Source organism: Arthrobacter sp. NPDC058127 (assembly GCF_042884555.1).
In the GTDB taxonomy this organism is placed as follows: domain Bacteria; phylum Actinomycetota; class Actinomycetes; order Actinomycetales; family Micrococcaceae; genus Arthrobacter.
In genome coordinates this window covers 130320-155426 of record NZ_JBHVTT010000007.1, presented here as the reverse complement: position 1 = coordinate 155426, position 25107 = coordinate 130320, and the positions used below count along the sequence as shown (strand labels likewise).

The window sequence follows — 25107 nt, the reverse complement described above, 5'->3', positions numbered from 1 at the left end:
CTGACCGCCACCGGCGATGATGGATCCGCCAGGCGGTTCCGGGTTTAGCCGAGGAGCTTGAGGACACCCTGGCCGGACTGGTTGGCCTGGGCCAGCATGGCCGTACCGGCCTGCTGCAGGATGTTGGCCTTGGTGAACTTGACCATTTCCTGGGCCATGTCAGTGTCGGTGATGCGGGACTGAGCGGCCTGCAGGTTCTCACCGGACACATTCAGGGTGTTGATCGCGTGCTGCAGGCGGTTCTGGGTGGCGCCGAGGCCCGCGCGCTGGGTGGAGATGTTCTTGATGGCGGTGTCGATCTTGGTGATCGTGGTCTGCGCGTTGGCGGACGTGTCCACCAGGAAGTCCGCAGCGGTGGTTGAGCTGGAGAGCGCCCCGACAGCCGTAGTCACGTCGCCGACCTTGACGGAGATCTTGTCGTTTGCGGTGCCGCCGGTGCCCACCTGGATGTCAAGGGAGCCCGGGGTGGAGGTGGCGGAAACGCCGGCTCCGGCGGCACCCTTGAGCAGGTCGATGCCGTTGAAGTTCGTGCCCTTGGTCAGGCGGTCGAGTTCCTGGCCGAGCGAGTCGCCTTCGGTCTTGATAGCGGTGCGCGCATCGGCGTTGTTCGTGTCGGACGAGCCCTGGACGGCCAGGTCACGCATGCGCTGCAGGATCGAGGTGACTTCAGTCAAGGCGCCTTCAGTGGTCTGGATGACCGAGATGCCGTCCTGGGCGTTACGGGCCGCAACGGCGGAACCGGAAACCTGGGACTTGAGGCCCTCGGAGATCGCCAGTCCGGCTGCGTCGTCAGCTGCCCGGTTGATGCGCAGGCCGCTGGAGAGCTTCTCCATCGAACTGGATACTTCGTTCTGGGTGTTGCTCAGGTTGCGGTATGCGTTGTTAGCCATCAGGTTGTTGTTGATTGCCATGCCCATGGTGTTTCCTCCGTGATTGGGTCTGCTGGTACTCCAGGCCGTCCGTGGCCTGTCACTTCTGGTTATCGGAACAAGCAGGCCTTTGGTTAGAAAAAGCCGCAGGGAAAATTTGCCGCGGCCAACAAAATCCACCGCACGTCGCTTGATCTAACGCACGGGCCGCGGCGGCCGATAGTTGTCATTGGCGCGGCGAAGGCACAGGGGAAAGTGCCTTCTCGCGGCAACGCACCCGAGAAACCAACCCGGAACTGGAGTTGACCCGACATGGCCATCCATGAACTGTCGGCCCTGCTGTGGCGAGAACGTGAGCTATTGGATCTGCTGACATTCAAGCTGGAGGAAGAGCAGCTGCTCCTCACCGCGGGCAAATCCCGATGGTTGCCGCATGGCACGCGGGAAGTGGAACAAGTCCTGGAACACCTGTCCAAGGCCGGGCTCGCGAGGGCGGTGGAGGTGGCTGCCGTGGCAGAACAATGGGGCCTGCCTGCCGAGTCTTCACTGGGCGAGCTGGCCGCGTCCGCCCCGGAAGAGGCCTGGGCAGATGTCCTTTCCTCGCACCTGAACGCGATGCAGCATCAGACCGCCGCCATCAAGGAGCTGCGTGATTCCAACGAGCAGTTCCTCCGCGCTGCCGTCCGTTCCACCCAGGAGACCATGGCGGATCTGAAGCCGGCGGCCGGGACCTACGACTCCCACGGCCGGACGGGTTCCCAGGGCAAGAATGCAGACTCAACCCCGTCCCGCCTTTTCGACCAGCAGTTCTGACCGAAACTCATCAAACGTAGACGGACAACCAACGGCCGGGCAAGCAAAGGCCCGGATCACCCAAAGGACACAGCAGTGAGCACATTCGGCGGACTCAATACGGCCTACTTGGGCCTGACCGCAGCGCAGCAGGGCATCAACGTGGCCGGGCAGAACATCGCCAACGCCGGCACGGACGGCTACACAAGGCAACGCATCGAACAATCGGCCCTCAGCGCGCCGGTCCGGACGGGCCTTGTCGGGGCGGGGGTCCAAGCAGGCCAGGGCGTGTCCGTGGATGGAATCGCCCGTTTGGGGAACAGCTTCCTCGACGCCGGGGTTCGTTCCAGTGCCGCCCAGGCCGGCTACGCCGGATACCGCTCCACCGAGCTCCAGCAGCTCGAAGGCTCGCTGAACGAGCCCGGTGCCGCCGGGATATCCACGGCGCTGCAGAATTTCTGGTCCTCCTGGCAAGGTATCTCCAACAACCCGGGAGAGTCTGCGCCCGCCGGCGTGCTGCTTCAGGCAGGTACAACCCTCGCCAATACTGTTTCGACAGGCTACAAGGCCTTGGACGCGCAGTGGACGCGCGTCCGCGGCGAAGCCCAAAGCACCGTCGCCACCCTGAACGATGCCGCCGCCCGCGTGGCCAACTTCAACGCGACCATCCGCTCCGTGATGGCCTCGGGGGGCTCCGCCAACGAGCTCATCGACGCCCGCAACCAGGTGACCGAGACCATCTCGTCCTTGGCCGGGGGCGCCGTCCGGGACAACGCCGACGGCACGGTGGATGTTTTCGTCGGAGGCAACGCAATCGTCTCCGGCACCTCGCACCGCGACCTCGCTCTGGCGGGCCAAACAACCATGAGCCCGCCCGGTTCGACATTGTCGTTGGCGGGGCCGGTCCAGTTGGAATGGGCGGACCGCCCCGGCGTGGCGGTACCCCTCGACGGCGGAAAGCTCGCCGGCGCGGTCTCGCTCCTCGCCCCGGCCGCAGCGGGAGGCACCGGCGGGGCGATCGCCGAAGCCGCCGCGTCGTACAACGCGTTCGCGAGCAAACTCATGAACGACGTCAACGCCGTCCACCGCACCGGTCAGTCCACCACCGGTGCCACCAATCTCGACTTCTTCACGACCAGTCCCGGCGCCCCGGCTGCATTGTCCCTCAGCGTTGTCCCGACGAGCGCCGCAGGAATCGCCACCGGCAGCCCCGGCTCCGGCGCCCTCGACGGCAAAATCGCGGACGCAGTGGCCCAAATCGGCACCGGGCAGGCTTCCCCCGACGTTCTTTGGTCCGGAATCGTCGCAGGAATCGGCACGGCTTCGCGCTCGGCACAACAGCACCAGCAGCTCGCCGACGCGGCGAGCATTGCCGCCGTCGGGCAGCGTTCCTCAGGAGCCTCCGTGAGCCTCGACGAGGAAAACATCAGCCTCCTCACCAACCAACACGCATACCAGGCGGCCGCCCGCGCAATGACCGCGGTGGACGAGGCCCTCGACGTCCTGATCAATCACACCGGATTGGTGGGAAGGTAAGCCATGCTGAACAGAGTCACCACCCAGACGATGTCCGCCGCCGCGCAACTGAACCTTCAGGCAGGCCAGGCCAAGCTCGCCGCACTGCAGGACAAGGCCAGCAACCTCACAAACATCACCAGGCCCTCAGACGACCCAGCGGGGCTGGCGAATGCCTTGGCTGTGCGGGGACAGATCAGCGCCGCCGGACAGTATTCGAACAACATCAATGACGGCAACGGCTGGCTGACCACCGCCGATTCAGCCCTCGGCCAGGCCACGAACATCCTCAACCGGGTCCGTGACCTTACCGTTCAGGCCGGCAACGGTTCCCTGAGCAGCTCCGCCAAGGAGGCGATCGCCGTCGAAATCGAGGGCCTCAACAAGGATCTCCTCGCCCAGGCGAACACGCAGTACCTCGGCCGCAATGTCTTCGCGGGAAGCTCCGACTCGGCTGGCGCCTTCAGCAATGCCACGCCACCTGTCTTCAATGGAACGCCAAGCAGTACGGTGGAGCGGCGCGTCGATGCGAGCCAAACGGTGCGCGTAGACGCCGACGGCGGTGCGATCTTCGGGAGCGGCGGTAGCTCGGTCTTCGCTTTGGTGAGCAACGTCGTCGCTGACATCCGCTCCGGTGCGGACGTCAGCAGCCGTTTGACGGCGCTCAGCGACAGCATCAAAACAGTCATCAGTGGGCGGGCAGACGTCGGAGCGCGGCAGACCAAGCTGACGAGCGCGCAGAGCTCCGTGGACGGGCTGAAGGCCTCACTTGAGGTTCAGCGCTCGGGAATTGAAGACGCCGACATAGGAAAGGTCGTCATGGACTTGAAGCTGCAGGAAACCAACTACCAGGTTGCGCTCGCGGTCACCGCCAAGACGCTCCAGCCAACGCTGATGGATTTCCTCAAATGAGCACGGCCCAGGCTTCCCTGGAGTTGAGCTTCACCGCGCCCATGCCGGGGCTTGAAGCCTCAGGCGGCTTCGTCTTGCGGGGAATCGACGGCGCCCCCGGGCTCTACGCGATGGAGTCGGCAAACCCGCGCATCCGGATGTTCCTGGCCGAGTCCACGGTTTATGTTCCGGGCTATGCGCCAACCATCCCCCGCAGAACCCTGGACGATCTCGGCCTGGACCGGGCCGAGCTGGCAACCACCTTGGTGGTGGTCAACCCGAGCCCGGAAAAGACCACGGTCAATCTCGCGGCCCCCATCGTGCTGAACCCGGAAACCGGACGCTGCACGCAGCTTCTCCTGGACAGCAAGGAATACCCCCTGCGGGCCGAGCTGAGCGCCTAGGCAGCGCCACTCCCCTTTCGTTGAGACCCGCCGACCCTGAGGCGCAGACCTGCTAAGACCCCGATCTGTTAAGACCCCGATCTGTTAAGACCCCAACCTGTTAAGACCGCGACGCTCGCTCACTTTTAGGCCCCTTCCGGCCGACGCTCGCTCAGATGATCTGAGCGAGCGTCGCCGCTTTTGGCCGCATATGTGAGCGAGCGTCCCTTCTTGAGCCGCGGGATCTCGGCTCGTTCAACCGTTTGGGCCTCCACGAGGCTCGCTCACTTTTGGGCCGTTTCCGACAGACGCTCGCTCAGATGATCCACTCCGAACCAAAATTGTTTGGTCAAACCACTTGCGTCAGGGCGTCTCCCCGTCCATACTAAATGAACGTCATTCATTTAGTGACTCCCGTCTCACCGGAGAACAGCCATCATGATCTGCACCACCTACCCGGGCGCCCCAACCTCCGCCGCCCGCCATCAGCTTCGATGACCCCACAGACGGCTTTCACTGCATCACCCAGCAACAACCTTCGGCCCATCTAGAAAGAGCCAAGCACATGACTCAAATAACCCGCCCAAGCGCCAGGAAAACCGTGGAGGCCCACGATCCGGCCGGCACCGAACACGGCATTAGCGGCAAAGGACTCAAGACGGGGCAGCTGGGGCTCCTCGCCGTCGTCGTCCTTGGTATTTCCTCCGTGGCACCCGCCTACAGCCTGACCAGCTCACTGGGCCCGGCGGTCAACGCGGTGGGCCTGCAGTTGCCTGCGATCTTCATCGTCGCCTTCATCCCGATGATCCTCGTGGCGTTCGCCTACCGGGAGCTCAACGCAGACTCCCCCGACAGCGGCACCACCTTCACGTGGGCCACCAAGGCATTCGGCCCGTTCATCGGCTGGATGGGCGGCTGGGGTCTGCTGGCGGCGAACATCATCGTCCTGTCCAACTTGGCAGGCGTCGCGGTGGACTTCTTCTACCTGTTCCTCGCCCAGGTTTTCGGCAATCCCGATCTAGCCGACCTCACCTCCAACAAGGCTTTGAACATCGCCACGTGCCTGGCTTTCGTGGCACTGGCCGTCTGGGTCAGCTACCGGGGCCTGCACGCCACCAAACTGGTGCAGTACGCCATGGTCGGGTTCCAGGTTGTGGTGTTGGGCGTCTTCGTTGTCATGGCCCTCACCCATGCTTCCTCCGGCGACACTCCCACGGCCATTGCCTTTAGCTGGGACTGGTTCGACCCCACGAAGATCAGCAGCTTCGAGCAGTTCGCTGCAGGCATGTCCCTGGCGGTCTTCGTCTACTGGGGCTGGGACGTTTGCCTGACGGTCAATGAGGAGACCAAGGGCGGCAAGGGTACCGCCGGCAAGGCCGGCACCACCACGGCGATTGCCGTGTTGGGACTCTACGTCGCGGTGATCGTGGCCACCATGATGGTTGCCGGTATTGGCGGCGATGGGATCGGGTTGAACAACCCGGACAACCAGTCGAACATCTTCGCTGCACTGGCTTCACCTGTCATGGGTCCTTTGGCCATCCTGATGTCCCTGGCTGTACTCGCGGGCACTGCGTCATCCCTGCAGTCCACCATGGCCTCCCCCGCCCGAAGCCTTCTCGCCATGGGTCACTACGGCGCCCTGCCGCAGAAGTTCTCCACCGTGAGCAAGCGCTTCGGTTCCCCGGGATACGCCACCATCGTTGCCGGCGCGATCTCCGGCGGGTTCTACGCCATCATGAAGGTGGTCAGCGAGAACGTCCTCAACGACACCATCCTGGCCCTGGGCTTGATGATCTGCTTCTACTACGGAATGACCGCCTTTGCCTGCGCTTGGTACTTCCGGCACAGCGTGTTCAGCAGCGTCCGCAACTTCTTCATGCGCCTGCTCTTCCCGGTGATCGGCGGCGTAGTTCTGACGCTGGTCTTCATCCAGACGGCAGTGGACAGCTGGTCGCCGGACTTCGGCAGCGGTTCCGAGATCTTCGGCGTCGGCCTCGTTTTCATCATCGGCGTGGGCATTCTGGTCCTCGGCGCGGTGGTCATGGTGATCATGGCCCGCGTCAGGCCCGGCTTCTTCCGCGGCGAAACGCTCCGCAAGGACACGCCGGCCCTCGTAGTACCCGAGTAAGCCTCAGCGTGGCAGAAGCCCTGTTCCGGACCACCCGGAGCAGGGCTTCTGTTGTGGTTGCGTCACCACATGTGCGCGACGTCGATCACCAGCCGCGATCCCGTTCCCGGACCGGCCAGCGTGAAGACCCTGAAGGGGAGCCGGGCGCGGACGCCCAGGCCAAGGCTGGTGTATCCCTCGAAGCTGCCCGCGAAGGCCACCTGCCGGAAGGTCTTGTAGTCCGAGACGTTCGTCAGTTCGTTCTTGTCGGCCGGGTTGAACGTGGCATTGCCGCTGGAGTTGTACGCGGGGGCGTTAATCGTCACTTGCAGGAACGCATTGCCCCTCAGCTCGACGGGAAGCCCCGAGCCGTCGTGGAGTACTTGTGGAACGTAGCGGATTGAATAGCCGGCAACGGCGCCGTTCAGGTCGATTACCAGACGGTCAAAGCAGGGTTGCTGGCCCGTCCTGACATTGACCACTTGCGCCTGGGTTAGCGCCGGGTTGGACTTCGCCAACGATCCCCAGACGATTCCGCAATACGGGGCCGCGGACGCCGCCCCCGGAGCCACGAGACCAAGCCCGGCGGCCACTGCCAACGCCGCCAACCAAGCGTAAAACCTTCTCACTTTGGCCCACTCCCCTTGAGTACTTGAGCGATCCGATACCTCAAGCGTAAGAGCGTCAGGGGTCTTTCAGGAGCTTCGTATCCGCTTCGGCGCCCAACTGTTAATGAACCTCGCGAAGGGTCACGGGGACGTGATTCAGCGGCCAGGTTTCCGCGGTTTTCCGGGGTTTCAGCGCGGTTTCGCGCCTCTGTTCGTTATCACCGATAACGACGCCGGAGCGGTGCCTCGTCTGCGGCTCGCGCCGTGCAGGTGCGCACAAGCCAAGCGGCCGTGCAATCGGCGTCTTGGTCGGCCTGCGTGGGGGTGGTCCGGGTGTCGGTGACGCTGTTGTGACGATGGTTCCGCCGGTTCGACTGCTCCCTACGGATGGCCTGTCCGCTGTAGTTCCTCAAATTTTTCCTAAGCTCTTTCGATTGGACGGGTCTTTTCGGCCTAATAATGTCGTAGGTCCCTGAAATGCTTTGGTTATGGCAGGAAATCGGGGAACCCAGCTAATCGGAGCGGGCGCGCCTTCGGGCGGCGCGGTCCCGGATGCTGTCCCCGGTGTCGCTGTCCCGGGCGTCCGGGTGCGGGACCTGATCGACGCCGTGCGATCGCTTCGGCCACGCTCCGAAAGTACTGAACTGATCAACCAGTTGCGTGCCCTGGAGGATTTGAAGTCGGCGGCCGCCGCTGCCCAGGCCCGGATCGCCGTCGCGTTCGATGCCGCCCAGCGCAGCGCCGACGCGGCGGCAGGTGTGCCGGCCGAGGAACGCGGCCGCGGCGTCGGAGCTCAAATTGCGTTGGCCCGGCGGGAATCCCCGGCCCGCGGATCACGGCTGTTCGGCTTGGCGAAGACGCTGGTGACCGAAATGCCGCACACCCTCGCCGCCCTGGACACCGGCCGGCTCAACGAATGGCGCGCAACCCTTTTGGTCAAGGAAACAGCCTGCCTGTCCGCCGAAGACCGCTGCGCGGTGGACGAGGAACTCGCCGCCGACACCGGAACCTTCGACGGCGCCGGAGACCGGACGATCATCTCCATCGCCCGGGCCGCGGCCTACCGTCGGGACCCCCGTTCCGTGACCCAACGCGCCAGCCACGCCGCCACCGAACGGCACGTGAGCCTACGCCCGGCACCGGACACCATGACCTACCTGACCGCGCTCCTTCCCGTCGCCCAGGGCGTGGCCGTTCACGCGGCCCTGACCCGGCACGCAGACACCCTCCGCAATACAGGGGACACACGCACCCGGGGACAGATCATGGCCGACGCGCTCGTCGAACGCACCACCGGCACCGCCGGTGGCATCAGCGGGGTTGAGGTCCAGCTCGTCATGACCGACCGCACCCTCTTCCAGGGCGACAGCGAACCCGCCCGGCTCCCCGGATACGGGATCGTGCCCGCCTGCTGGGCACGGACCCTGCTCACGACCGGCCAGCCCGCGGCCGGTGAACCCGGTCAACTTGCCCAGGATCAGGATCTGAAGGTCTGGCTCCGGCGCCTCTTCATGGCCCCCGGAACCGGGGACCTTGTCGCCGTCGATTCGCGGGCGCGGCTTTTCCCGGCGGGCTTGCGGCGCTTCATCCAAGCCCGCGACGACACCTGCCGCACCCCGTACTGCGACGCGCCGATCAGGCATTTCGACCACATCATCCCCTGGCACGACGGCGGACCCACCAGCCTGGCGAACGGGGCAGGCCTGTGCGAAGCCTGCAACCACACCAAAGAACTCCCCGGCTGGACAGCACAAACCGGAGCAGCAACAACCCAGCACGGGACACGGCATGTCCTCGACATCAGCACCCCAACCGGACACCACTACCGATCAACAGCCCCACCCCCGCCAGGAACCGGGCTATCCATGACCACGGCGGCGCCAGATTCCAGGCACCACCGACGCAAGCTCCGACACCATGCAAAGGCGCTTAAATACGCCCAACCCGCCAAACTGCGGGCCGCTTAAGGGTGCGCGCCGCAAGTGCGTCGAGTCCCGCGGGCACGCAAAAGCCCCACCTGACTCGTTTGGCGTTGCCTGTTCCAGTCGAGCGGGGCTGCTTTGCGTGCGGGTTTAGCCTTCGCAGTCGCGGCAGTACTTGAGGCCGTTCTTTTCCAGCGCGATCTGCGACCGGTGACGGACCAGGAAGCACGATGAACACGTGAATTCATCGGACTGCTCCGGGACAACGATGACGGTCAGTTCTTCGCCGGACAGATCGGCGCCCGGAAGGTCGATGCCCTCGGCTGTGTCGTTCTCGTCGATGTCGATGACAGCAGTCTGGGCACCGGAGCCGCGCGACGCCTGAAGGGCCTCGAGCGATTCGGCGGGAGACTCTTCTTCGGTCTTGCGTGGGGCGTCGTAATCGGTAGCCATTGTTGTGGTTCACTTTCGTTGCTGCATAGTGCCATTTCAGGCACCTCAGTGAAGCAGTTTAGGGCATGCTACACGCCATCAACGAATAGTGTGTTCAACAAGACATTTGGCCACGTAAGAACCCCGGAATCCCGGGGTTTTTGCTACTCCGCAGCGCGGATTTTCCGCGCTTGGGCGTCTGCGATGGCCACACCGCTGAGCGCCGGGAGCCAGCCGTAGCGGGTGGTTTCAGTGGCTCCGGAGGCCCCCAGCTCGGCGGCGTCGTAGAAGTAGGCAGCTTCGATCCAGGCGCTCACCTTGGACATGATGGATACGATCATGCGGCCACGCTATCGAGGCCGGGTTCGGGACCCGTTTCCGGTCTGTCACGGCTGTGTTAAATGATCCTGAAGCTCAGTATCCGCGTACCGCCGTCGTCGTAACCGTCATCCGGCGCCGCGTGAATCAACAGCCCGGATTCATCCGCCGTGACGGTGACAGGGTTTCGGGTGATGACGTGACCGGCACCGCTGAACACGCTGATGGGCACGTCCCGTTTGATTCTTTGCCGCAGCGGTTCCATGAGGGCCAGTCCTCCGAGTTCAAGGACACCACCATCAACCTGCGGCAACAGGGAAATCCCGCTGCACAGCAGGAGTCCCGGACCGAGGAGCTGTGCATCTTGGTAGTCGACGAAATGGCCGGGGTTCTCCCATGCGTCCAGCAGGCGGCCTTCCGTGTCCCAGGTGTAGAGCTGCCGGGAACCCCAGCTTCCCCCGAACACCAGGTCCAGTCCGGGATCGCGCACGATCCAACCGATGTGGTCGTCCACGCGGAACCGCTCGCGGACCTCGAAGGTGTCCGGATCGATCGTGTAGATGATGCTTCTGCTCGCGGCCCGGTATTCGGCGACGGAAACCCACACGTGGTCGCCGTCGAAATCGATACCACCGGGGTGATACGCCGCGTCCTCGCCCACAGGAATATCGCGAAGCAGCGCACCGTCCGGCCCGAGGACGAACACGTGCCCGTTCCCCCGCCCGGGGGTGCGCAGCGTCGGATCCGCCGCAGGGCGCGGCGCATCGAGGATCTCAACGGACGACAAGAAGGTCAGTCCCTTGGCGAACGCCATGCCCTGCGGGTGGTGCGTCGGAAAGTCGAGGAGGATCTCCCCAAGCAGTTCGAAGCGGCTCCGCCGGTCAATCGCGGAAACGGCGTCGGAGAGAAGCTCAGTTGCCCGCGTCGTCATTTGCCTGGCGCCACAGTTCGTAAAGCTCGGCCGAGTATTCCGGACGGGCCGCAAGCACTCCGCCTTGTTCCGGGAACGTGTCCATCTCGCCTTCGGCATTGAGGACGATGCCTCCGGCCTCTTGAACAACGAGCGTCGCCGCCAGGTGGTCGATCGGGCTGAAACTCCCGATGATTGCCCCCGCGCCACGCCCGGCTGCTACGCCAACCACCGTCATGGTCGCCGATCCCATGATCCGCATGATGCTGTGCCGCTCGCCAAGCTCGGCCAGGAGTTCCAGCATTCCGGGCCAGGGCAAGTGCCCCGCGAGTTCGGTCGCCACCACGGTTCCGGCCAGGGCCGCCGTCGAAACTTCCGCAGGAGCCAGCGATAGCGGCTTTCCGTTCAGCCAGGCACCGTGACCGGCCCACCCTTCGAAAATCTCGCCACGCCAAGGATCTGCGACGACGGCCACCGCGGGCTTGCGGTCCACAGCCAAGGCAAGTGAGAACGCCGTCCAGGGAATCTGGTTCACGTAGTTGGTGGTTCCGTCGACGGGATCAAGGTACCAGCACGGTGCACCGGACACTGCGACTCCGCCCATTTCCTCGCCAACTACAGTGTGTCCGGGAAGGCGGGTGGCAATCACCTCGCGGACGTGGCGCTCGACGGCGACATCGACTTCCGTGACCAGGTCAGCGGGGTGCGCCTTGGTTGAGACCTGGCCGCGATCGGCGTCGCGCATGTATCCGACGGCCCATTCGGCCAGCTCCAACGCGACTTTCCGGGACTCAAGAACCTCGTCTCCGGCCAGTCCCCCGGGAGCCTGAGCTGATACCCATGCCTGAGGGTCTTCGGCGATGGCACTTTGCAACAGGTCCAGTTGGTTGCTCGTGATCGAATCCACGCCGAGTCCCAATGCCCAGCGCATGGTTTCCAAGTCGTCCACGGTCCAGCACGCAACCTTTGCTCCCGCGGCGTGGATCTGCTCGACCATGTCCTTGCTGAGGACCACGTGCTCGGAATTGACGAACTCGGGACGCAGTTCGGCGAGCAGCTCTTCCGGCGGGGCGATCCTCTTGCTCCAGGGGAGCCAGATCCGGGCGTCCCGGTCGAGGGCACGGATGATCCGCATTCCGTCCAGGTTCCCGCACCAAGCCACTTCAATGCCGCTTTCGCGTACGACGGCGGCAGCCGCCTCTGCGGGGCCGGCCTCGTCCATGTCGATGAGCAAGATTGACCGGCTGCCGCGGAAAAGTTCGAGGGCTTCGGAAAGCAGCGGGATACGTTCCTCGCCGGCGCCCAGTTGCCTGATGCGGTCATAGTCGACGTCCGCAACGTCGGCGTCGAGGCTCCAGATCCTGAGCAGCGAGGCATCGTGGAGCAGGATCACCTGCCCGTCCTTCGTTACCCGGACGTCCACTTCCACGAGGTCAGCACCCGCGTCGATGGCTGACGCTATGGCGGGCAAAGTATTCTCCAGGTATTTGCTGGAGTCGCCCCGATGGGCCGCGGCCCGGGTCCTTTTGGTGTCGATCGTGTTGCTCACAGTGCGGCACCTGCCTCTCCTACCAGGCGTCCGTCCCGGAAGGTCATGGCCTTGCCGATCCCCGCATACGTCTGTTGACCGGGCCGCATGGGTTCACCGCTGACAAAGCTGCGGAGCACGGCGTCGGCCCTGCGCACGTACACTTCCTGGAAGTGTCCGCGCGGGACCACCCTCTCGACGGTCGCCGGGACGGCACCTGCGAACGGCGCGTCTGCCAGGATGACGTCCTCGGGTCGGATCCCGAGAACGTCCGGGCCCGCGGTGATGAGTCCGTCCTTGAGCGAGCCTTCCAGACGGTTCATGCTGCCGATGAAGGTGGCCACGAATTCGGTTTCCGGGCGGGCATAGAGCGCTTCCGGGGTGCTGTATTGCTCGATCCGGCCCGCATTCATCACGGCGATGCGGTCGGACATGGACATCGCTTCTTCCTGGTCGTGCGTGACGATGACCGTGGTGATGCCCAGCTCCTGCTGGATCTTGCGGATGTCTTCGCGCACTTTGACACGCAGTTTCGCGTCCAGGTTGCTCAAGGGTTCGTCGAGGAGCAACAGCTTCGGCTCCTGGACGAGTGCCCTGGCCAAGGCCACGCGTTGCTGTTCGCCACCGGAAATGCGGGCGGGCTTGGAATCCTTGTGGTGCAAAAGGCTGACCAACTCCAGGACGGCTTCCACCCTGTCCTTGATTTCGGCCTTGGACATTTTGCGGAGCTTCAGCGGGAAGCCGACGTTCTTGGCCACTGTCATGTGGGGCCACAGCGCGTAGTTTTGGAACACCATGGCGCTCGGGCGATTCTCCGCTCCGAGGTGCGACACCTCCTGGCCTTCCACCTCAATGGAGCCGGAGTCCGGCTCGAGGAAGCCAGCAATCATGCGCAGCGTCGTTGTCTTACCGCAGCCGGAGGGCCCCAGCAAGGAGACCAGTTCGCCCTCCTTCACCGACAGATCGAGGTTGTCGATGATGGTGCGGCCGCCGAGGATCTTGTGGAGGCCGCGGATGGTGAGGCCGCCGCCCGACGCCGGGGTGCCCGGCTTCGTGGGGCTGACGGGTGGTTTAGTCAATGGTTCGTGGATTGTCATGGGTTCTCTGTCTGACATTGAGCGCGGTGCGCTATTTGATCTGGAAGCCTTCGGCGAGCTGGCCGCCGAGGATGTGCTTGTGCGCCGCGAGCATGAGGGCTACGGAGGGAATGGCCAGCAGGATCGAGAAGACGGCAGCCACCTGGGTGGGGTAGTTCAGCACGAGGCTGTACATCTGGGTTGGCATGGTCATGAAAGCCGGCGCACCCACCAAGTACGTTCCTTGTGCTTCGTCGAAGGACGCAAGGAAGGACATCACGGCCGCGACGATAATCCCGGGCAGGGCCATGGGGAGCGTCACGGAAGCGAACACGCGCAATTTGGAGGCTCCGGCGTCGCGGGCTGCTTCCTCAAGGTTGCGCGGCACGGCAGCGAACGCTGCCGCCGGGATCCACGTCATGAAGACCACCGTGCCCAGCACGTGCACCACCAGGATTCCCAGCACACTGTTCATGAGGTTCAACGCGTAGAAGAGCGCCGCAAGGGTAACGAACAAGCCCATCTTGGGGAAAGCGTTGGTCGCGAACAGGCTGATCAGGAAGAATCTGCGTCCGGGAAAATCAAAGCGGGCGAAAGCGTAGGCCGCGGGCAAGCAAATGATCGCAGACACGAGCACGGTCAGCGGGGCGAAGAACAAGGAGTTCTGCACCGCGATGCCGAGCGCGCCGTCGTTGACCACCACTTGCCACCAACGCAGCGTCCAGTCATCGGGAAGGAGATTGGGGAAGGTCCAATTGCCGGCGAAGGCGCGGACGCCCAGCCAGAGCAGGGGGCCAAGGATGAAAACGACCATGAGGACCACGAACAGGCCCACCAGGGCACTCCGGACAATCGAGTCCAGCGTGAGCGGCCTGTGGGTGCGGGAAGCAGCGGTAATAGCCATCAGACCTTCCCCTGTTCCTTGGCGGAACGGAAGTTTGCCCACACGTAGAGCGCGGCGATTCCGGAGGCGATCAGGAAGACGGTGAAAGCCATGACTGCCGACTGCTGGGGCTGGTTGAAGGCAGAGAAGTAGTTGGACATGTCCACTCCGAGCATGTTCGGTGAATTGGGCCCGGTGAAGTACGGAACCGTGAACGATCCAACAATTCCTATCGCAGTAAACGTCGTCGCGATGATGATGGGAACGGCGGCCATGGGAACGATCACTGAAACGATCGTGCGCAAGGAGCCGGCACCGGCGTCGCGGGCTGCTTCGATCATGGCGTTTGGCACGGACTGCAGCCCGGAGGAGACCATGAGCACAGCGAAAGGCAGTGAAGTCCAGACCGAGCCGATGATGACCGTCACCATGGTGAATGCCCACACGGGGAAGTCAACCCCGAAGAGCGCGAAGACACTCCGCAGGAAACCCGTGCCGGAGTAGAACGTCAAGATCGCCCACGAGGCGATGACCACCGGGATGAAGAGCGGCACGATCGCCAGTCCGGAGAGAAGCCGGGCCATTCGACCGCCCTTGAGCTTGAAGTAGAGCCCAATGCCCAAGGCCAGGAAGATGACCGTCGCCGTGCTGACCAGCGTCACGATGACGGTTACCAGGAGGTCTCCGAGGAAACGTTTGTTGGTGAACATTTCTTGGTACGCCGCGAGGGTCCCCCACCAGGCGTCTGCCTCGTGCACGTTCTGGCCAATGGTGGCGATGGTGTGGTTCAACCCGCCGGTCAGGCCGATGCTGAACCCGAAGGCGAGAACGATCGGGAAGCCGACGAAGATCGCAATCAACAGGATCGGCGGCAGTGCCATGAAGAACCCGACGGCGCGCTGGCCCAGGCGTTTGGGGCGCGTGGCACCAGCCGGCGGAACTGTTTGTTGCAGTTCCGCCGGCTTGTGAAGCGTGGTTGTCACTGGCCGGGAACCTTCTGGTCCCAGAGGTTGTTCAGGTCTTTGCCCATCTGGTCGAAGTAGCCCTTGCGCAGGTTGTTGGTGTCTGCGTCCTTGAACTTGTCCTTCACATCAGCCGGCAGCTTGTCCAGGCTGATGGCCGGGAAACCTGACATTTCCTTGATGATCATGGTCTGCGCGTCGGGCGAGAGTACGAAGTTGGCAAGCTTCAGCGCGGCCTCCTGTCGGGGCGAGGACTTGGGAATGCCCAGGTACGCCGCACCGCCGGTGAAGGACGGGTTGCTGATCTGGGTGGCCTTCACGGTGGACGGGATCTGGCCGTTGGTCAAGCCGGTGATGAACTGGTCAGACCATACGGGAGCCATGGAGATCTGTCCTTTGGCAAGCAAGTCAAGGGTCTGCTGGTTGCCGTTGGGGTAGACACCGCTCTGGAAGACGGACGAGTTGAGGTCTTTCAACGTCGCGAAGCCCTGGTCCCAGTACTTCTCGAGGTCCTTCTCGTAGCCCACCGTCATCTTGGCGCGGGCGTCTGCAGGGACGAACTTGTCCAAAACGGTGGCAACGAATGCACCGCCGGATCCTCCGGACTTGGGCGAGTTGTAGGTGAACTTGCCCGGGTTTGCCTTGATCCAGGCGAGCAGATCGTCAAGGGTCTTCGGCGGAGAGGCAACCGTCTTGGTGTCATAGGCCAGGAGCACTGCGGAGCCGCGGTACGGGATGCCGCCCGTGCCGCCGGCCTTGATGACGTCCTTCGGGACATCGTTCAGTGCCGGAATCGTCTGGGAACTTACGGACGTCAGGAGATTGGCTGCGGAGGCCTTGGAAACAAAACCGCCATCCACGAGGTCGAAATCAGGTTCCTTGTTCTGCTCCGTGGCGCTGGTCAGTTTCGCCAGGGTCTGGGCATCGTGCTCGCCGTGCAGATCGAGGGTGACCTTCACGTTGTAGCCGGGGTTGGCCTTTTCGAAGGCGGGAACGAGGCTCTTCTCCCACAGGTTCTGGACGTTGGTGTCCCCGCTGATGAATACGGTGATCGTCTTGTCCGGGGATGCGCTGGCGCCATTGTTCTGGGCCGAAGCGGTACTGCTTTGGGCGCAGCCGGTCACAGCGGTGGCTGCAACAACGGCGACGGCGGCCGCTGCTAGAAAGCGGTTGGTCATGGTGTTCCTTCATCTTGAACCGAAAAGTCCCCCAAGTGCAGGAACTACCTTCCAAGGGCAAGGTGAAGGAGTGGGTCATGGGCAATGAATCCGTGGTTAACCGGAAACAGAATTCACGCAAATATGTCAGGACATGCGAACATCCGGGTGAAACCGAGCGGTACCGGATCGCCCTACTTGCGGGCTCGCTTCCAATTGATCGTCAGGAACGTGACCAGGACGGCTATCGCCGCGGCGAGGGCCAGGCTGACGGGGCCGGTGCCCCAGTCGAGTCCCCCTCGGTCAGGGGTAACGGCGGTCCAATCGGAGAAGGACGCCCCCAATGGACGGGTCAGGATGTACGCGAACCAAAAGGCCGGGATCGCCGCCAACAGCCGACGCCAATGGGCGAGTGCCGGAATAGCGATGACAACCGCGAACATGATGCCCGAGGCGAGGTAGCCCAAGCCCAGCGAGTAGGCAGTCAGGTCTCCGGTAGCCGTACCGAGCGCGAAGGTTGTCAGCACCGCAGCCCAGTAAAAGGACTCCCGACGCCGGGTGGTGATGCTGTGGATGGAGAGGGTCTTCTCGCTCCGGTGCCAGAGCAGGAAAACGACGGCGAGCGCCACGCTGAAGAACAGGGTCGACGCCAGGTAGGGGACGCCAAGCCCGACGTGGACGGCATCCGCAGCCATGGTCCCAAACACACTGACCATCGCGACGGCGGTCCAATACACCCAGGGGATGTACCGGCGCACACGGAACTGCAGGACCAGCGAAATCACCAGTGCCGCGAACCCGAGGCCCAAAGCGATCTCGGGCTCGAAGCGGTGGACAAGGAAATCGGATGTCGTTTCGCCCATCCCGGTGGTGAGGATCTTCACTACCCAGAACAAGACGGTTACCTCGGGTACTTTCGAGGCAGAGGCTCGGGAGACGGCGTTCTGCAGTTGATCGCCAACAGCTACGGTGTCCTTGGCCCGCGGGCTAGCGGTGAGTTCTTCGGGCATCATGGCCCCCATTGTTCATGGCTTTCCCGAGCGTTTCCCGAATATGACACGCGGCGCGGCGGGCTGGCACGGCAACGCGTCCCCCAAGCAACCCCGCCCGATTCGCGGGATAATGGAACTATGGCCGATCAGGATCAGGATCCTTGGGACGAGTTCGACAGGCTCAAGCCCGCGGGACACGATCGTGTCCAGGGCTACCCGGGAGGAGAACCTTTGGGTTTTGGCTTCCAGACGGGTGTGCGGAGCGCAAGGGTGGCATTTGGTTTCGCCGTCTACACGCTGGTCCTCGGAACCATTCTGGTCCTCGTCGGGATCATCGACTTTATCGGCACCGGCGAATTGCTGTGGCTCGGATTGATGGTCCTCATCGAGGCCGCCTTCGTCTATGGCTTCGTCCAGCTGGCGCACCAAGCGCGCAACCGGCGCTCGACTTAGCCCACCCCGTCGTCGAAGAACTACAACCCTTCCGCGATCCGCTTGATCGCGGCCAGGCGGCGGTCCCACTCGGCGCCGATGCGATCGAGGCTACGCGCCGTTTCGCTCAGCTGCGAGCCGAGCACCCTGTAGCGCAGTTCACGACCGACGCGCAGCGATTCAACGAGTCCCGCTTCCTGCAGCACGGCGAGGTGCTTGGCGATCGCTTGTCGGGTGACCGGGAGCCGCCCGGCGAGGGCCGACGCCGATGCGTCGCCTTCGCCGAGGGCAACCAGGATGCTCCACCTCGTCTCGTCTCCGAGCGCGGCGAACACTGGAACCAGGGTGCTCGTTGTCACGACCCACCCTCGACATAAGCGGCCAGTTCGTCGAGTTCCGAGTCCCAGCCCTGGCGGTGGCTCTCCATGTTGAAGGCCGGATCGCTCGTCGTGTCGAAGCCGGTCTCGACGACGGTGAGCTGCGTTCCGCCGTCGAGCGCTTCAAGCGTGAAGCGGAATACGGTCGAGTGGTCGGGGTCGACCTCGGCGGATTGGGTACCGCGCGCGTCGTCGTTGCTCCAGCGGTAGGCGATCATTCGCGGTGGGTCGAGTTCCTCGATCAGGACCGGGAACGCACCGTATCCTTCGAAAGAGAAGACACCGCGGGCGCCGACGGCGACCTCGTCGAGGACGGCGGTTTGTCCGAACCACCGCGCGATGTGCTCGGCTTCGGTGATCGCGGCCCAAACCTTCTCGATTGGTGCCGCGATGGTGATGGTGCGCCTCACGGTGAATTCGCCGGCGTCGACGACGGAGGCCTGGTTTGCAGTCATAGTCATGATTCTGTTCCTTTCAGTCAGTTACTGCAACTACAGGGTTGCATTAACCCATCGAAAGAGCAACCCCTAGGTTGCAGATAGCGGCCGCCGGATTCAACCCTTGCGCGGCAGGTACGTATTCACCGGGCGCCCCGTCGACCCATAGGCCAAATGGAGGTCAACGAGTCCCTTGCGTTCGAGTTCGCTGAGATAGCGCTGGGCCGTGGGGCGGCTGATGCCGACGGTACCCGCAATCTCCGAGGCCCCCAAAGGCTCCGTGGAGTGAACCACCATGTCGAGGACTTTTTGCATGGTGGGTGGCAGGCGCCGGGGTCCTTTGGCAGGGGGAGCCGTCCGGCGCAGGCTGAAGAGCTGGTCCACGGTCGCCTGATCGGCCACGGTCCGGGACTCCGCCTCCTGCCGCCAGCGCCGATAGGCCTCGAGCTGGGTCTGCAGTTGCTCGAAGCCGAACGGTTTGACGAGGTAGTACACCGCTCCCCCACGCATGGCAGCCCTTACGGTCTCAAGGTCCCGGGCGGCAGTGATCATGACGGCGTCGAGTTTTTCGCCGGCTCCCTGAAGGGACCGCAGCAAGCTGATTCCGTCTTCATCTGGAAGGTAGACATCAAGGAGAAGCAGGTCTGGTTTGAGCCGCTGCACCGCTTCCCTGGCCTCCGCCGCGGTGTGGGCCTCGCCGACGCATTCATATCCCTCGATTTTGGCCACGCGGCTAGCGTGGATGCGCGCTACGCGGAAGTCGTCGTCGACTACCAAGGTGCGGATCATTCGATCGATTTTCCTGTCATGACGGTGGTTTCGGATTCCATGTGCGGCTCCGGTAACCAAATTTCAAAGCGTCCCCCGGGGCCCGGGAAAACATCCATGGTGCCTCCCGCACGGTGAACGATCCGGCTCACCAGTGCAAGGCCTATCCCACGTCGCATCCCCGGCCGCGGTTCCTTGGTGGTGAATCCGTCGGCGGTGATCGTGCCCACCAATTCTGCAGGAACGCCGGGCCCATTGTCGGTCACGCAGATGAAAATGCCCGAGGAATCGTCCAGCTGGATGGTCACCTCACGGGGCGCGGGTTGCTCGGCGAGGATCTCGACGGCGTTGTCCAGGAGGTTCCCGACGATTGTCAGCAGCGCTTGAGTTTCGAGGAACGGTTGGCGCAGCTGCGAGTCGTCAGTCACCGATATCTCGACATCCTGCTCAGCGGCCACGGTGATTTTCGCGAGCAGCAGGGCCGCGAGCTCCGGCGGTTCGATCCGCGAGCGCAGTCCTTCGCCAAGTGAGCGCGAGGTGTCCGAAATCCGCGATACGAAATTCCGGGCCTGGTCCACGTCTCCAAGTTCCAACAGTCCGTCCACCACGTGGAGACGGTTGGCGTACTCATGCTCTTGTGCGCGCAAAGCTTCCATCAGGCCTTCGACCGAGCGAAGGTCACGCACCAGGCCCTCAACCTCGGTGCGGTCGCGCAATGTGACCACCGAACCTATGCTCCTTCCAGCCAAGGCAACGGACATCCGGTTCACCACCAGCAAGGCGTCCTCGGTGATCACGATCTGGTCGGAACCGCTGATTTGGCCGGTCAAGAGGGAACGAAGCCTCCCGGCAGGCAGGAGATCCTCGATCTTCTCTCCCAGCACGTTTTCTTCCAGGTGAAGCAGGGAGCGCGCCTCGGAGTTGATCACGGTGACCCGGCCGTCGTCGTCGAACCCGATCATCGCTTCACGGATGCCGTGCAGCAGGGCTTCGCGTTCTTGCAGCAGGGACGCGATCTCCACCGGCTCGAGATCGAAGGTGACCCGTTTGATCCTGCGCGCCAGCAGGGCCGAACCCATGGCGCTGATCACCAGCACCACTGCTGAATAACCGGCAATCAGCAACACCTGTTTGGTGAGCTCGCTGCTTTCCGTGGTCTCAAGGATTCCCACCGAGACCTGCCCGACGACGGTCCCGTCCGCCGCGCGCACCGGCGCCTTGGCGTTGACCGAGTCACCGAGACTGCCTTTGTCGATTCCGACATGGGTCTGCCCGTCAAGTACGGCGACGGGTTCTTCCAGGGTCTGCCCGATGAGGTTTGGATTCGGGTGGGAGTACCGGACACCTTTCCGATCGGTGACCACGACGTAGTCCGGCTGTGCCTGGGACTGGACCTTGCTCGCAATCGCCTGAATCGAGTGCGTGGGATCTCCGTTCCCCAAGGACGTCACGATCTCCGGCATTTGCGCCACCGTCGTGGCGATTCCCAGCGCCCGGAGCCGGTACTGGTCTTCGAGGGTCTGGTTGCTGATCTGGGTGTAAAGAAGCGCGCCCAACGTGACTGTCACAAAGAGGATGCAGAGCAACCACACCAGGATCTGGGAGGCAAGGGGCCGGGCCTTCCAGCGCGCGCCGAAAAATCGCAAGCCACGCAACTCTGGGTGCACCGCCAACCTCTTCCTACTCTCCTAGTAGCTTATGTGACAAAGTTCACGGCCACTATCTCTCCTGAGAGAGGTACTGACAGGGACTCCCTGGCAGTACCGTCGCGTCCCTAGTGTTGACGGCAAGGCTGGATCTTGTTTCACGACACTGGATTCACGACACGGGAGGACGAACGATGGAAAAGCGCACACTGGGCACCAACGGCTTGGAGGTCTCCGCCGTCGGACTGGGCTGCATGAGCATGACTGGTGGATACAGCGACAAGCCGGACCGGCAGGAAATGATCTCGCTGATCCGAGCCGCCGTGGACCGGGGCGTGACATTCTTCGACACCGCCGAAATCTATGGCCCGTATGCCAACGAGGAACTGGTGGGCGAAGCCCTCGCCCCGTACAAAGGCCAAGTGGTGATCGCCACCAAGTTCGGGTGGGATATCGATCCCGCAGAGCACAAGCCAAGCGGGCGCGTGAGCAGCCGCCCGGAGGTCATCAAGGATGTTGTGGACGGCTCTTTGCGCCGGCTCGGCGTCGACGCCATCGACCTCTACTACCAGCACCGGGTGGACCCCGACGTTCCCATCGAAGACGTGGCGGGAGCGGTCAAGGAACTGATCGAGGCCGGCAAGGTGAAGCACTTCGGCATGTCCGAAGCATCTGCGGGAACAATCCGCCGGGCGCATGCCGTCCAGCCCCTGAGCGCCGTCCAAAGCGAATACTCCCTCTGGTGGCGCCGCCCCGAGGAGGAAGTGCTGGCCGCGTGCGAGGAGCTGGGCATCGGTTTTGTCCCTTACAGCCCACTCGGCAAAGGCTTCCTGACAGGTACCATTACCGCGGCCACGAGCTTCGACGCCGGCAACGACATCCGCAGCACCATCCCCCGGTTCGCGCCGGAAGCGCTCCAGCACAATGCCGCCGTCGTCGAACTGCTCGCGAACATCGCACAACGCAAGGGTGCTACTCCGGGCCAGATCGCCTTGGCATGGCTCCTGGCGCAGAAGCCATGGATCGTCCCGATCCCCGGAACGCGCAAACTGCACCGCTTGGAGGAAAACATCGGTGCCGCCGTCGTCGAACTGTCCGCCGCGGAACTGGGCGAAATCGAGGATGCCGCCTCGAAGATCCAGGTACAGGGCGGGCGCTACAACGACGCCGCAGAACGGATGACCAACCTCTAGGCGTTCGCGTGGTGCCACGCAACCGGATCCTGTGAGCCAGGCGGAATTGTCACAGTTCAGGCACAGCACAGGTATAGAGGGGCCAAAGTGTGGGCTTCGAGGATGGGATACAGCTTCGAACCCCTCGGAGTTGAACCTCTAAGGAGCAACATCGTGAACAAAGTCCGGAAAATCGCAGTGGGCGCTGCCCTGATCGGCGCGGTCGCAGGCGGCGGAGCCCTCACGGCCATGGCACTTCCCGCCGACGCCGCAACCACCGACACCTCAACTGCCAGCCCATCCGCCCCCGCGGATGGTGGCACGCACGGAAACGAAACGGCCCTGACCGGCGACACTGCAAGCAAGGTCAAGGCCGCCGTGCTGGCCGCCAACTCCGGCGCCACGGTGGAGAACATGACCACCGAAGACGACGGCAGCGCCGCCTATGAAGCCCACATCACCAAGTCGGACGGCACACACGCCACCGTCAAGCTCGATGCGAGCTTCAAGGTCACGGCAACCGAAACCGGCGGCCCCGGTCACTAACCCCCAAGGCAACTAAGCACTGTGGGCGGATACGGCACCCTGCCGTATCCGCCCACAGTGCTTAAACGGTGTACTGACAGGACCTCCCACACGTCCCCTGCCGGAAGTAGCCTGAATCCATGGACAGTCGAAACGATGTGAGTGAGTTCCTGCGCTCGCGGCGGGCCAAAGTGACACCCGAGCAAGTGAATCTCATTGTGGGTGCCAACCGCCGGGTGCCTGGGTTGCGGCGGGAAGAAGTCGCAACCTTGGCTTCAGTCAGCGTGGACTACTACGCGCGGCTGGAACGCGGTAACCTCACAGGTGTCTCGGACGAAGTGCTCGAATCGATTGCCCACGCCCTCAGGCTCGACGAAGCCGAAACCGCCCACTTGTTCGATCTCGCCCGGGCCGCGCAGCCCGGGCCGGCCCGCCGCCGCCGGGCGGTCACGCCCGCGCAGCAGATCCGCCCGAGCCTCCAGCGATTCATGGACGCAATCACGGGTGCACCGACGTGGGTGCGGAACGAGCGCATGGATCTCATCACTGCGAACCCACTCGGCCGCGCCCTTTTCTCGCCCCTTTTTACCGATCCGGTCCGGCCCGTGAACAACGCCCGGTTTGTGTTCCTCAACCCCGAGTCACGCAACCTCTACCTCGATTGGGAGCAAGGCGCGAACGACATCGTCGCCACCCTCCGCGGTTACGCCGGACGGCAGCCGCACAACAAGGGCCTGAGCGATCTGGTCGGCGAGCTCGCTACTCGGAGCGAGGAATTCCGCACACGCTGGGCCGCCCACAACGTCCGCTTCCACCGAACCGGCACCAAGCGAATGCACCACCCGGTGGTCGGGGACCTCGAACTCAGTTATGAGGCAATGGAACTGCCGGCCAACCCCGGGTGGACGATGTTCGCGTACACCGCGGAACCCGGGTCAGCGAGCGACGAACGCCTGAAACTGCTCGCGAGCTGGGCGGCCACCACCGCAAGCGAACTGGCGGCACCGGCGTCGATCTCGGACTGAGGGTTCAAGGCCTTGCGGCTTGGCCGCGTGCGGTGGGGGTAGGACCGTCAGTCCTAGGAAAAGCAGGGAGCGGCACATCTGCTGACATCGTCTTCCAGAGCGCTTAGCGTCTTTAACAGAACCTTGAACGACGGCGGTTCCGCCTTGGATTATTCGGGTTTCTTCCAGCCGCTAACTGGTCAACCAGTTCAGGGCTCCACGCTTAGATGAGAAGAAGATGACTATGGATTTTTCGTTGATGATGGCTTGCGCAGTCGTTGGCCTCGTGAACAATGACAGCCGCAGTGCTTTGCCGGGGGCACCGGTTGTTCCGGCACGCCCGGCAAGGCGCCTGCGGCCGTCTCGGCTCCGGGGTTGGCTCGCAACCGCACTACACCGGGTGGCGTGGGGAATCGAGCCTAAAGTGCCAGCGTTCGTGGAGCCCGCGCGGGTGAGCTGCGCGGATTGACCGACGTCAGGCGAGATCCTGTGGGCTGAACATTACTGCGTTCCATTCCCGGATCTCGCTGGGTACTGCCAGTCCTTCCAGGACGAAAGGATCGCCCGCGATGAACTGCTCCGCCCTTTCCTTGCTGGTGAAGATGCCCATCGAACCGTTCACGGCGGGATTGTTGAAAGTCCCGATGCCGATCAGGCCGCCCTTGGCGGCGAAGGCCTGCATATATTCAACGTGCCGGGGATAGACGGCCTGGAGCCCCGGAAGTGCCGAAGGGTCCGAGCTGTAGAAAACGACGAATTGCATTGTTTGCCCTTAGCTGTCGGATTCGGCGCTGTCGGACTCGGCGCTGTCGGATTCAGTGCTGTCGAGTCCGGCCAAGGTCTGGCCGAGCCGCGGAAGCACATGGTTTCGCCAGCCACCGCTCATGATGCGGTGCGATGCCACGTGCGTCGGCTCGTCGGGATTGAACCCGTCATGGACAAGCGACAGACGGGTGCCCGTGTCTTCCGCGGCGATCGACCACGTCACGGTGCTGTTGAGGCTGTTTCCGGAGTTCGCGTCCCGCCACGAAATACGCAGTAGCTTCTCCGTTTCCACGTCAAGGACTTCGCTTGCCACCAAGCCGCTGAAGCCAACTGCCGGAACGGGAATCCCGCGCATCTGGAACTGACGCCCGACGATCGCTTGGAAGTCGTTTTCCATCAACCAGCGGGCGATCAGCCCGGGTTCCGTCAGAGCCCGCCAGACCTTGACAGGCGAATGCGGCAGGAATTCTTCGACCTCGATGGTCGTCAGTAGTTCACTCATTTAGTGTCCTCAATCTCGTTCACGACCATCGTAAGTTCCGAGCGGGCAATCGGCAGAGCGATCGGGTATCCCCGGCCTGCGTCGCAGACCAAGTTCGAACAAATCCAGCTCTTGTTTAACGACAGTCAGCG

At 63.4% G+C, this 25107-nt stretch carries 27 protein-coding genes; 10 read left to right on the top strand and 17 right to left on the bottom strand.

Translation table 11 applies throughout. The features are described 5' to 3' along the window. Window positions 1-44: 44 nt before the first annotated feature. Window positions 45-917, bottom strand: a complete 873-nt coding sequence (locus ACFVTG_RS12370; RefSeq protein WP_284754190.1) for a flagellin — start codon at window positions 915-917, stop codon at window positions 45-47. A gap of 264 nt (window positions 918-1181) precedes the next feature. Between ACFVTG_RS12370 and ACFVTG_RS12365 the strand changes: the two genes are divergently transcribed. The 5 genes from ACFVTG_RS12365 (at window position 1182) to ACFVTG_RS12345 (ending at window position 6581) form a co-directional block, all read left to right on the top strand. Next, window positions 1182-1682 carry a flagellar protein FlgN gene (locus ACFVTG_RS12365; protein WP_284754189.1) on the top strand — a complete coding sequence of 167 codons (501 nt, stop codon included), beginning with the start codon at window positions 1182-1184 and terminating at the stop codon, window positions 1680-1682. A 75-nt stretch (window positions 1683-1757) separates the two neighbouring features. After that, on the top strand, window positions 1758-3197 hold the full coding sequence (gene flgK, locus ACFVTG_RS12360) for a flagellar hook-associated protein FlgK (RefSeq protein ID WP_390280770.1): 1440 nt from the start codon (window positions 1758-1760) through the stop codon (window positions 3195-3197). A 3-nt stretch (window positions 3198-3200) separates the two neighbouring features. After that, the gene (gene flgL, locus ACFVTG_RS12355) at window positions 3201-4088 is read left to right on the top strand and encodes a flagellar hook-associated protein FlgL (protein ID WP_390280768.1); all 888 of its coding nucleotides are present in this window, start codon (window positions 3201-3203) and stop codon (window positions 4086-4088) included. Then, a complete protein-coding gene (locus ACFVTG_RS12350) occupies window positions 4085-4471 on the top strand; it encodes a flagellar assembly protein FliW (RefSeq protein WP_390280766.1) in 387 nt (128 codons plus the stop codon). The genes flgL and ACFVTG_RS12350 overlap by 4 nt, the downstream gene beginning before the upstream one ends. 544 nt (window positions 4472-5015) lie before the next feature. Beyond that, entirely contained in the window at window positions 5016-6581 is a 1566-nt protein-coding gene (locus ACFVTG_RS12345) for an APC family permease (RefSeq protein ID WP_390280764.1), read from the top strand. Between the two features lie 62 nt (window positions 6582-6643). Here the strand turns inward: ACFVTG_RS12345 and ACFVTG_RS12340 are convergent, their stop codons facing one another. Further along, a complete protein-coding gene (locus ACFVTG_RS12340) occupies window positions 6644-7189 on the bottom strand; it encodes a hypothetical protein (RefSeq protein WP_390280762.1) in 546 nt (181 codons plus the stop codon). Window positions 7190-7656: 467 nt separating this feature from the next. On the opposite strand from ACFVTG_RS12340, the gene ACFVTG_RS12335 reads away from it, so the two are divergent. After that, complete coding sequence (locus tag ACFVTG_RS12335) at window positions 7657-9135, top strand: HNH endonuclease (RefSeq protein WP_390280760.1); 1479 nt, start codon at window positions 7657-7659, stop codon at window positions 9133-9135. A 105-nt stretch (window positions 9136-9240) separates the two neighbouring features. Here ACFVTG_RS12335 and ACFVTG_RS12330 read toward each other — a convergent pair whose 3' ends face one another. The 9 genes from ACFVTG_RS12330 to ACFVTG_RS12290 all read right to left on the bottom strand — a co-directional run bounded on the left by ACFVTG_RS12330 (window position 9241) and on the right by ACFVTG_RS12290 (window position 17369). After that, window positions 9241-9543: a DUF4193 domain-containing protein gene (locus ACFVTG_RS12330; RefSeq protein ID WP_059388261.1), complete on the bottom strand. Its 303-nt coding sequence runs from the start codon at window positions 9541-9543 to the stop codon at window positions 9241-9243. A gap of 143 nt (window positions 9544-9686) precedes the next feature. Beyond that, entirely contained in the window at window positions 9687-9863 is a 177-nt protein-coding gene (locus tag ACFVTG_RS12325) for a hypothetical protein (protein WP_236815494.1), read from the bottom strand. A gap of 56 nt (window positions 9864-9919) precedes the next feature. After that, window positions 9920-10771, bottom strand: coding sequence for a DUF6454 family protein (locus ACFVTG_RS12320; RefSeq protein WP_390280758.1), 852 nt, complete (start codon window positions 10769-10771; stop codon window positions 9920-9922). Beyond that, window positions 10752-12299: an inositol monophosphatase family protein gene (locus ACFVTG_RS12315; RefSeq protein WP_390280756.1), complete on the bottom strand. Its 1548-nt coding sequence runs from the start codon at window positions 12297-12299 to the stop codon at window positions 10752-10754. Before ACFVTG_RS12315 ends, ACFVTG_RS12320 begins: the two co-directional genes overlap by 20 nt. Then, on the bottom strand, window positions 12296-13375 hold the full coding sequence (locus tag ACFVTG_RS12310) for an ABC transporter ATP-binding protein (protein WP_390280754.1): 1080 nt from the start codon (window positions 13373-13375) through the stop codon (window positions 12296-12298). Before ACFVTG_RS12310 ends, ACFVTG_RS12315 begins: the two co-directional genes overlap by 4 nt. Before the next feature lie 31 nt (window positions 13376-13406). Beyond that, window positions 13407-14258, bottom strand: a complete 852-nt coding sequence (locus ACFVTG_RS12305; protein ID WP_390280752.1) for an ABC transporter permease — start codon at window positions 14256-14258, stop codon at window positions 13407-13409. After that, on the bottom strand, window positions 14258-15220 hold the full coding sequence (locus ACFVTG_RS12300; RefSeq protein ID WP_390280750.1) for an ABC transporter permease: 963 nt from the start codon (window positions 15218-15220) through the stop codon (window positions 14258-14260). Before ACFVTG_RS12300 ends, ACFVTG_RS12305 begins: the two co-directional genes overlap by 1 nt. After that, window positions 15217-16377: an extracellular solute-binding protein gene (locus ACFVTG_RS12295; protein ID WP_284755962.1), complete on the bottom strand. Its 1161-nt coding sequence runs from the start codon at window positions 16375-16377 to the stop codon at window positions 15217-15219. The genes ACFVTG_RS12300 and ACFVTG_RS12295 overlap by 4 nt, the downstream gene beginning before the upstream one ends. A 173-nt stretch (window positions 16378-16550) precedes the next feature. Further along, on the bottom strand, window positions 16551-17369 hold the full coding sequence (locus ACFVTG_RS12290; protein ID WP_390280748.1) for a hypothetical protein: 819 nt from the start codon (window positions 17367-17369) through the stop codon (window positions 16551-16553). 117 nt (window positions 17370-17486) lie between these two features. Between ACFVTG_RS12290 and ACFVTG_RS12285 the strand changes: the two genes are divergently transcribed. Beyond that, entirely contained in the window at window positions 17487-17801 is a 315-nt protein-coding gene (locus ACFVTG_RS12285) for a hypothetical protein (RefSeq protein ID WP_390280746.1), read from the top strand. Window positions 17802-17821: 20 nt separating this feature from the next. Here ACFVTG_RS12285 and ACFVTG_RS12280 read toward each other — a convergent pair whose 3' ends face one another. The 4 genes from ACFVTG_RS12280 to ACFVTG_RS12265 form a co-directional block, all read right to left on the bottom strand. Further along, entirely contained in the window at window positions 17822-18139 is a 318-nt protein-coding gene (locus tag ACFVTG_RS12280; protein ID WP_390280744.1) for an ArsR/SmtB family transcription factor, read from the bottom strand. Further along, window positions 18136-18618, bottom strand: a complete 483-nt coding sequence (locus ACFVTG_RS12275) for an SRPBCC family protein (RefSeq protein ID WP_390280742.1) — start codon at window positions 18616-18618, stop codon at window positions 18136-18138. The genes ACFVTG_RS12280 and ACFVTG_RS12275 overlap by 4 nt, the downstream gene beginning before the upstream one ends. 93 nt (window positions 18619-18711) lie before the next feature. Beyond that, entirely contained in the window at window positions 18712-19383 is a 672-nt protein-coding gene (locus tag ACFVTG_RS12270; protein ID WP_390280740.1) for a response regulator, read from the bottom strand. Beyond that, window positions 19380-21008 (bottom strand): ATP-binding protein, encoded by a 1629-nt coding sequence (locus ACFVTG_RS12265; RefSeq protein WP_390280738.1) that lies wholly within the window; start codon window positions 21006-21008, stop codon window positions 19380-19382. Before ACFVTG_RS12265 ends, ACFVTG_RS12270 begins: the two co-directional genes overlap by 4 nt. A gap of 194 nt (window positions 21009-21202) precedes the next feature. Between ACFVTG_RS12265 and ACFVTG_RS12260 the strand changes: the two genes are divergently transcribed. The 3 genes from ACFVTG_RS12260 to ACFVTG_RS12250 all read left to right on the top strand — a co-directional run bounded on the left by ACFVTG_RS12260 (window position 21203) and on the right by ACFVTG_RS12250 (window position 23730). Then, a complete protein-coding gene (locus ACFVTG_RS12260; RefSeq protein ID WP_390280736.1) occupies window positions 21203-22201 on the top strand; it encodes an aldo/keto reductase in 999 nt (332 codons plus the stop codon). 153 nt (window positions 22202-22354) lie between these two features. Next, complete coding sequence (locus ACFVTG_RS12255) at window positions 22355-22726, top strand: hypothetical protein (protein WP_390280734.1); 372 nt, start codon at window positions 22355-22357, stop codon at window positions 22724-22726. Between the two features lie 119 nt (window positions 22727-22845). Next, complete coding sequence (locus tag ACFVTG_RS12250; RefSeq protein WP_390280732.1) at window positions 22846-23730, top strand: helix-turn-helix transcriptional regulator; 885 nt, start codon at window positions 22846-22848, stop codon at window positions 23728-23730. A gap of 454 nt (window positions 23731-24184) precedes the next feature. Here the strand turns inward: ACFVTG_RS12250 and ACFVTG_RS12245 are convergent, their stop codons facing one another. Together ACFVTG_RS12245 and ACFVTG_RS12240 are read right to left on the bottom strand one after the other, a co-directional pair. After that, window positions 24185-24472, bottom strand: coding sequence for a YciI family protein (locus ACFVTG_RS12245; RefSeq protein ID WP_284755914.1), 288 nt, complete (start codon window positions 24470-24472; stop codon window positions 24185-24187). A 9-nt stretch (window positions 24473-24481) separates the two neighbouring features. Then, window positions 24482-24976 (bottom strand): SRPBCC domain-containing protein, encoded by a 495-nt coding sequence (locus ACFVTG_RS12240; protein WP_390280730.1) that lies wholly within the window; start codon window positions 24974-24976, stop codon window positions 24482-24484. Window positions 24977-25107 lie beyond the last annotated feature (131 nt).

Excerpts from the sequence above, each read along its gene's own strand:
- ACFVTG_RS12370 (WP_284754190.1), bottom strand. The coding sequence starts at position 917 with ATGGGCATGGCAATCAACAACAACCTGATGGCTAACAACGCATACCGC.
- ACFVTG_RS12365 (WP_284754189.1), top strand. The coding sequence starts at position 1,182 with ATGGCCATCCATGAACTGTCGGCCCTGCTGTGGCGAGAACGTGAGCTA.
- flgL (WP_390280768.1), top strand. The coding sequence starts at position 3,201 with ATGCTGAACAGAGTCACCACCCAGACGATGTCCGCCGCCGCGCAACTG.
- ACFVTG_RS12350 (WP_390280766.1), top strand. The coding sequence starts at position 4,085 with ATGAGCACGGCCCAGGCTTCCCTGGAGTTGAGCTTCACCGCGCCCATG.
- ACFVTG_RS12345 (WP_390280764.1), top strand. The coding sequence starts at position 5,016 with ATGACTCAAATAACCCGCCCAAGCGCCAGGAAAACCGTGGAGGCCCAC.
- ACFVTG_RS12335 (WP_390280760.1), top strand. The coding sequence starts at position 7,657 with ATGGCAGGAAATCGGGGAACCCAGCTAATCGGAGCGGGCGCGCCTTCG.
- ACFVTG_RS12330 (WP_059388261.1), bottom strand. The coding sequence starts at position 9,543 with ATGGCTACCGATTACGACGCCCCACGCAAGACCGAAGAAGAGTCTCCC.
- ACFVTG_RS12325 (WP_236815494.1), bottom strand. The coding sequence starts at position 9,863 with ATGATCGTATCCATCATGTCCAAGGTGAGCGCCTGGATCGAAGCTGCC.
- ACFVTG_RS12320 (WP_390280758.1), bottom strand. The coding sequence starts at position 10,771 with ATGACGACGCGGGCAACTGAGCTTCTCTCCGACGCCGTTTCCGCGATT.
- ACFVTG_RS12310 (WP_390280754.1), bottom strand. The coding sequence starts at position 13,375 with ATGACAATCCACGAACCATTGACTAAACCACCCGTCAGCCCCACGAAG.
- ACFVTG_RS12305 (WP_390280752.1), bottom strand. The coding sequence starts at position 14,258 with ATGGCTATTACCGCTGCTTCCCGCACCCACAGGCCGCTCACGCTGGAC.
- ACFVTG_RS12295 (WP_284755962.1), bottom strand. The coding sequence starts at position 16,377 with ATGACCAACCGCTTTCTAGCAGCGGCCGCCGTCGCCGTTGTTGCAGCC.
- ACFVTG_RS12290 (WP_390280748.1), bottom strand. The coding sequence starts at position 17,369 with ATGATGCCCGAAGAACTCACCGCTAGCCCGCGGGCCAAGGACACCGTA.
- ACFVTG_RS12285 (WP_390280746.1), top strand. The coding sequence starts at position 17,487 with ATGGCCGATCAGGATCAGGATCCTTGGGACGAGTTCGACAGGCTCAAG.
- ACFVTG_RS12275 (WP_390280742.1), bottom strand. The coding sequence starts at position 18,618 with ATGACTATGACTGCAAACCAGGCCTCCGTCGTCGACGCCGGCGAATTC.
- ACFVTG_RS12270 (WP_390280740.1), bottom strand. The coding sequence starts at position 19,383 with ATGATCCGCACCTTGGTAGTCGACGACGACTTCCGCGTAGCGCGCATC.
- ACFVTG_RS12260 (WP_390280736.1), top strand. The coding sequence starts at position 21,203 with ATGGAAAAGCGCACACTGGGCACCAACGGCTTGGAGGTCTCCGCCGTC.
- ACFVTG_RS12250 (WP_390280732.1), top strand. The coding sequence starts at position 22,846 with ATGGACAGTCGAAACGATGTGAGTGAGTTCCTGCGCTCGCGGCGGGCC.
- ACFVTG_RS12245 (WP_284755914.1), bottom strand. The coding sequence starts at position 24,472 with ATGCAATTCGTCGTTTTCTACAGCTCGGACCCTTCGGCACTTCCGGGG.
- ACFVTG_RS12240 (WP_390280730.1), bottom strand. The coding sequence starts at position 24,976 with ATGAGTGAACTACTGACGACCATCGAGGTCGAAGAATTCCTGCCGCAT.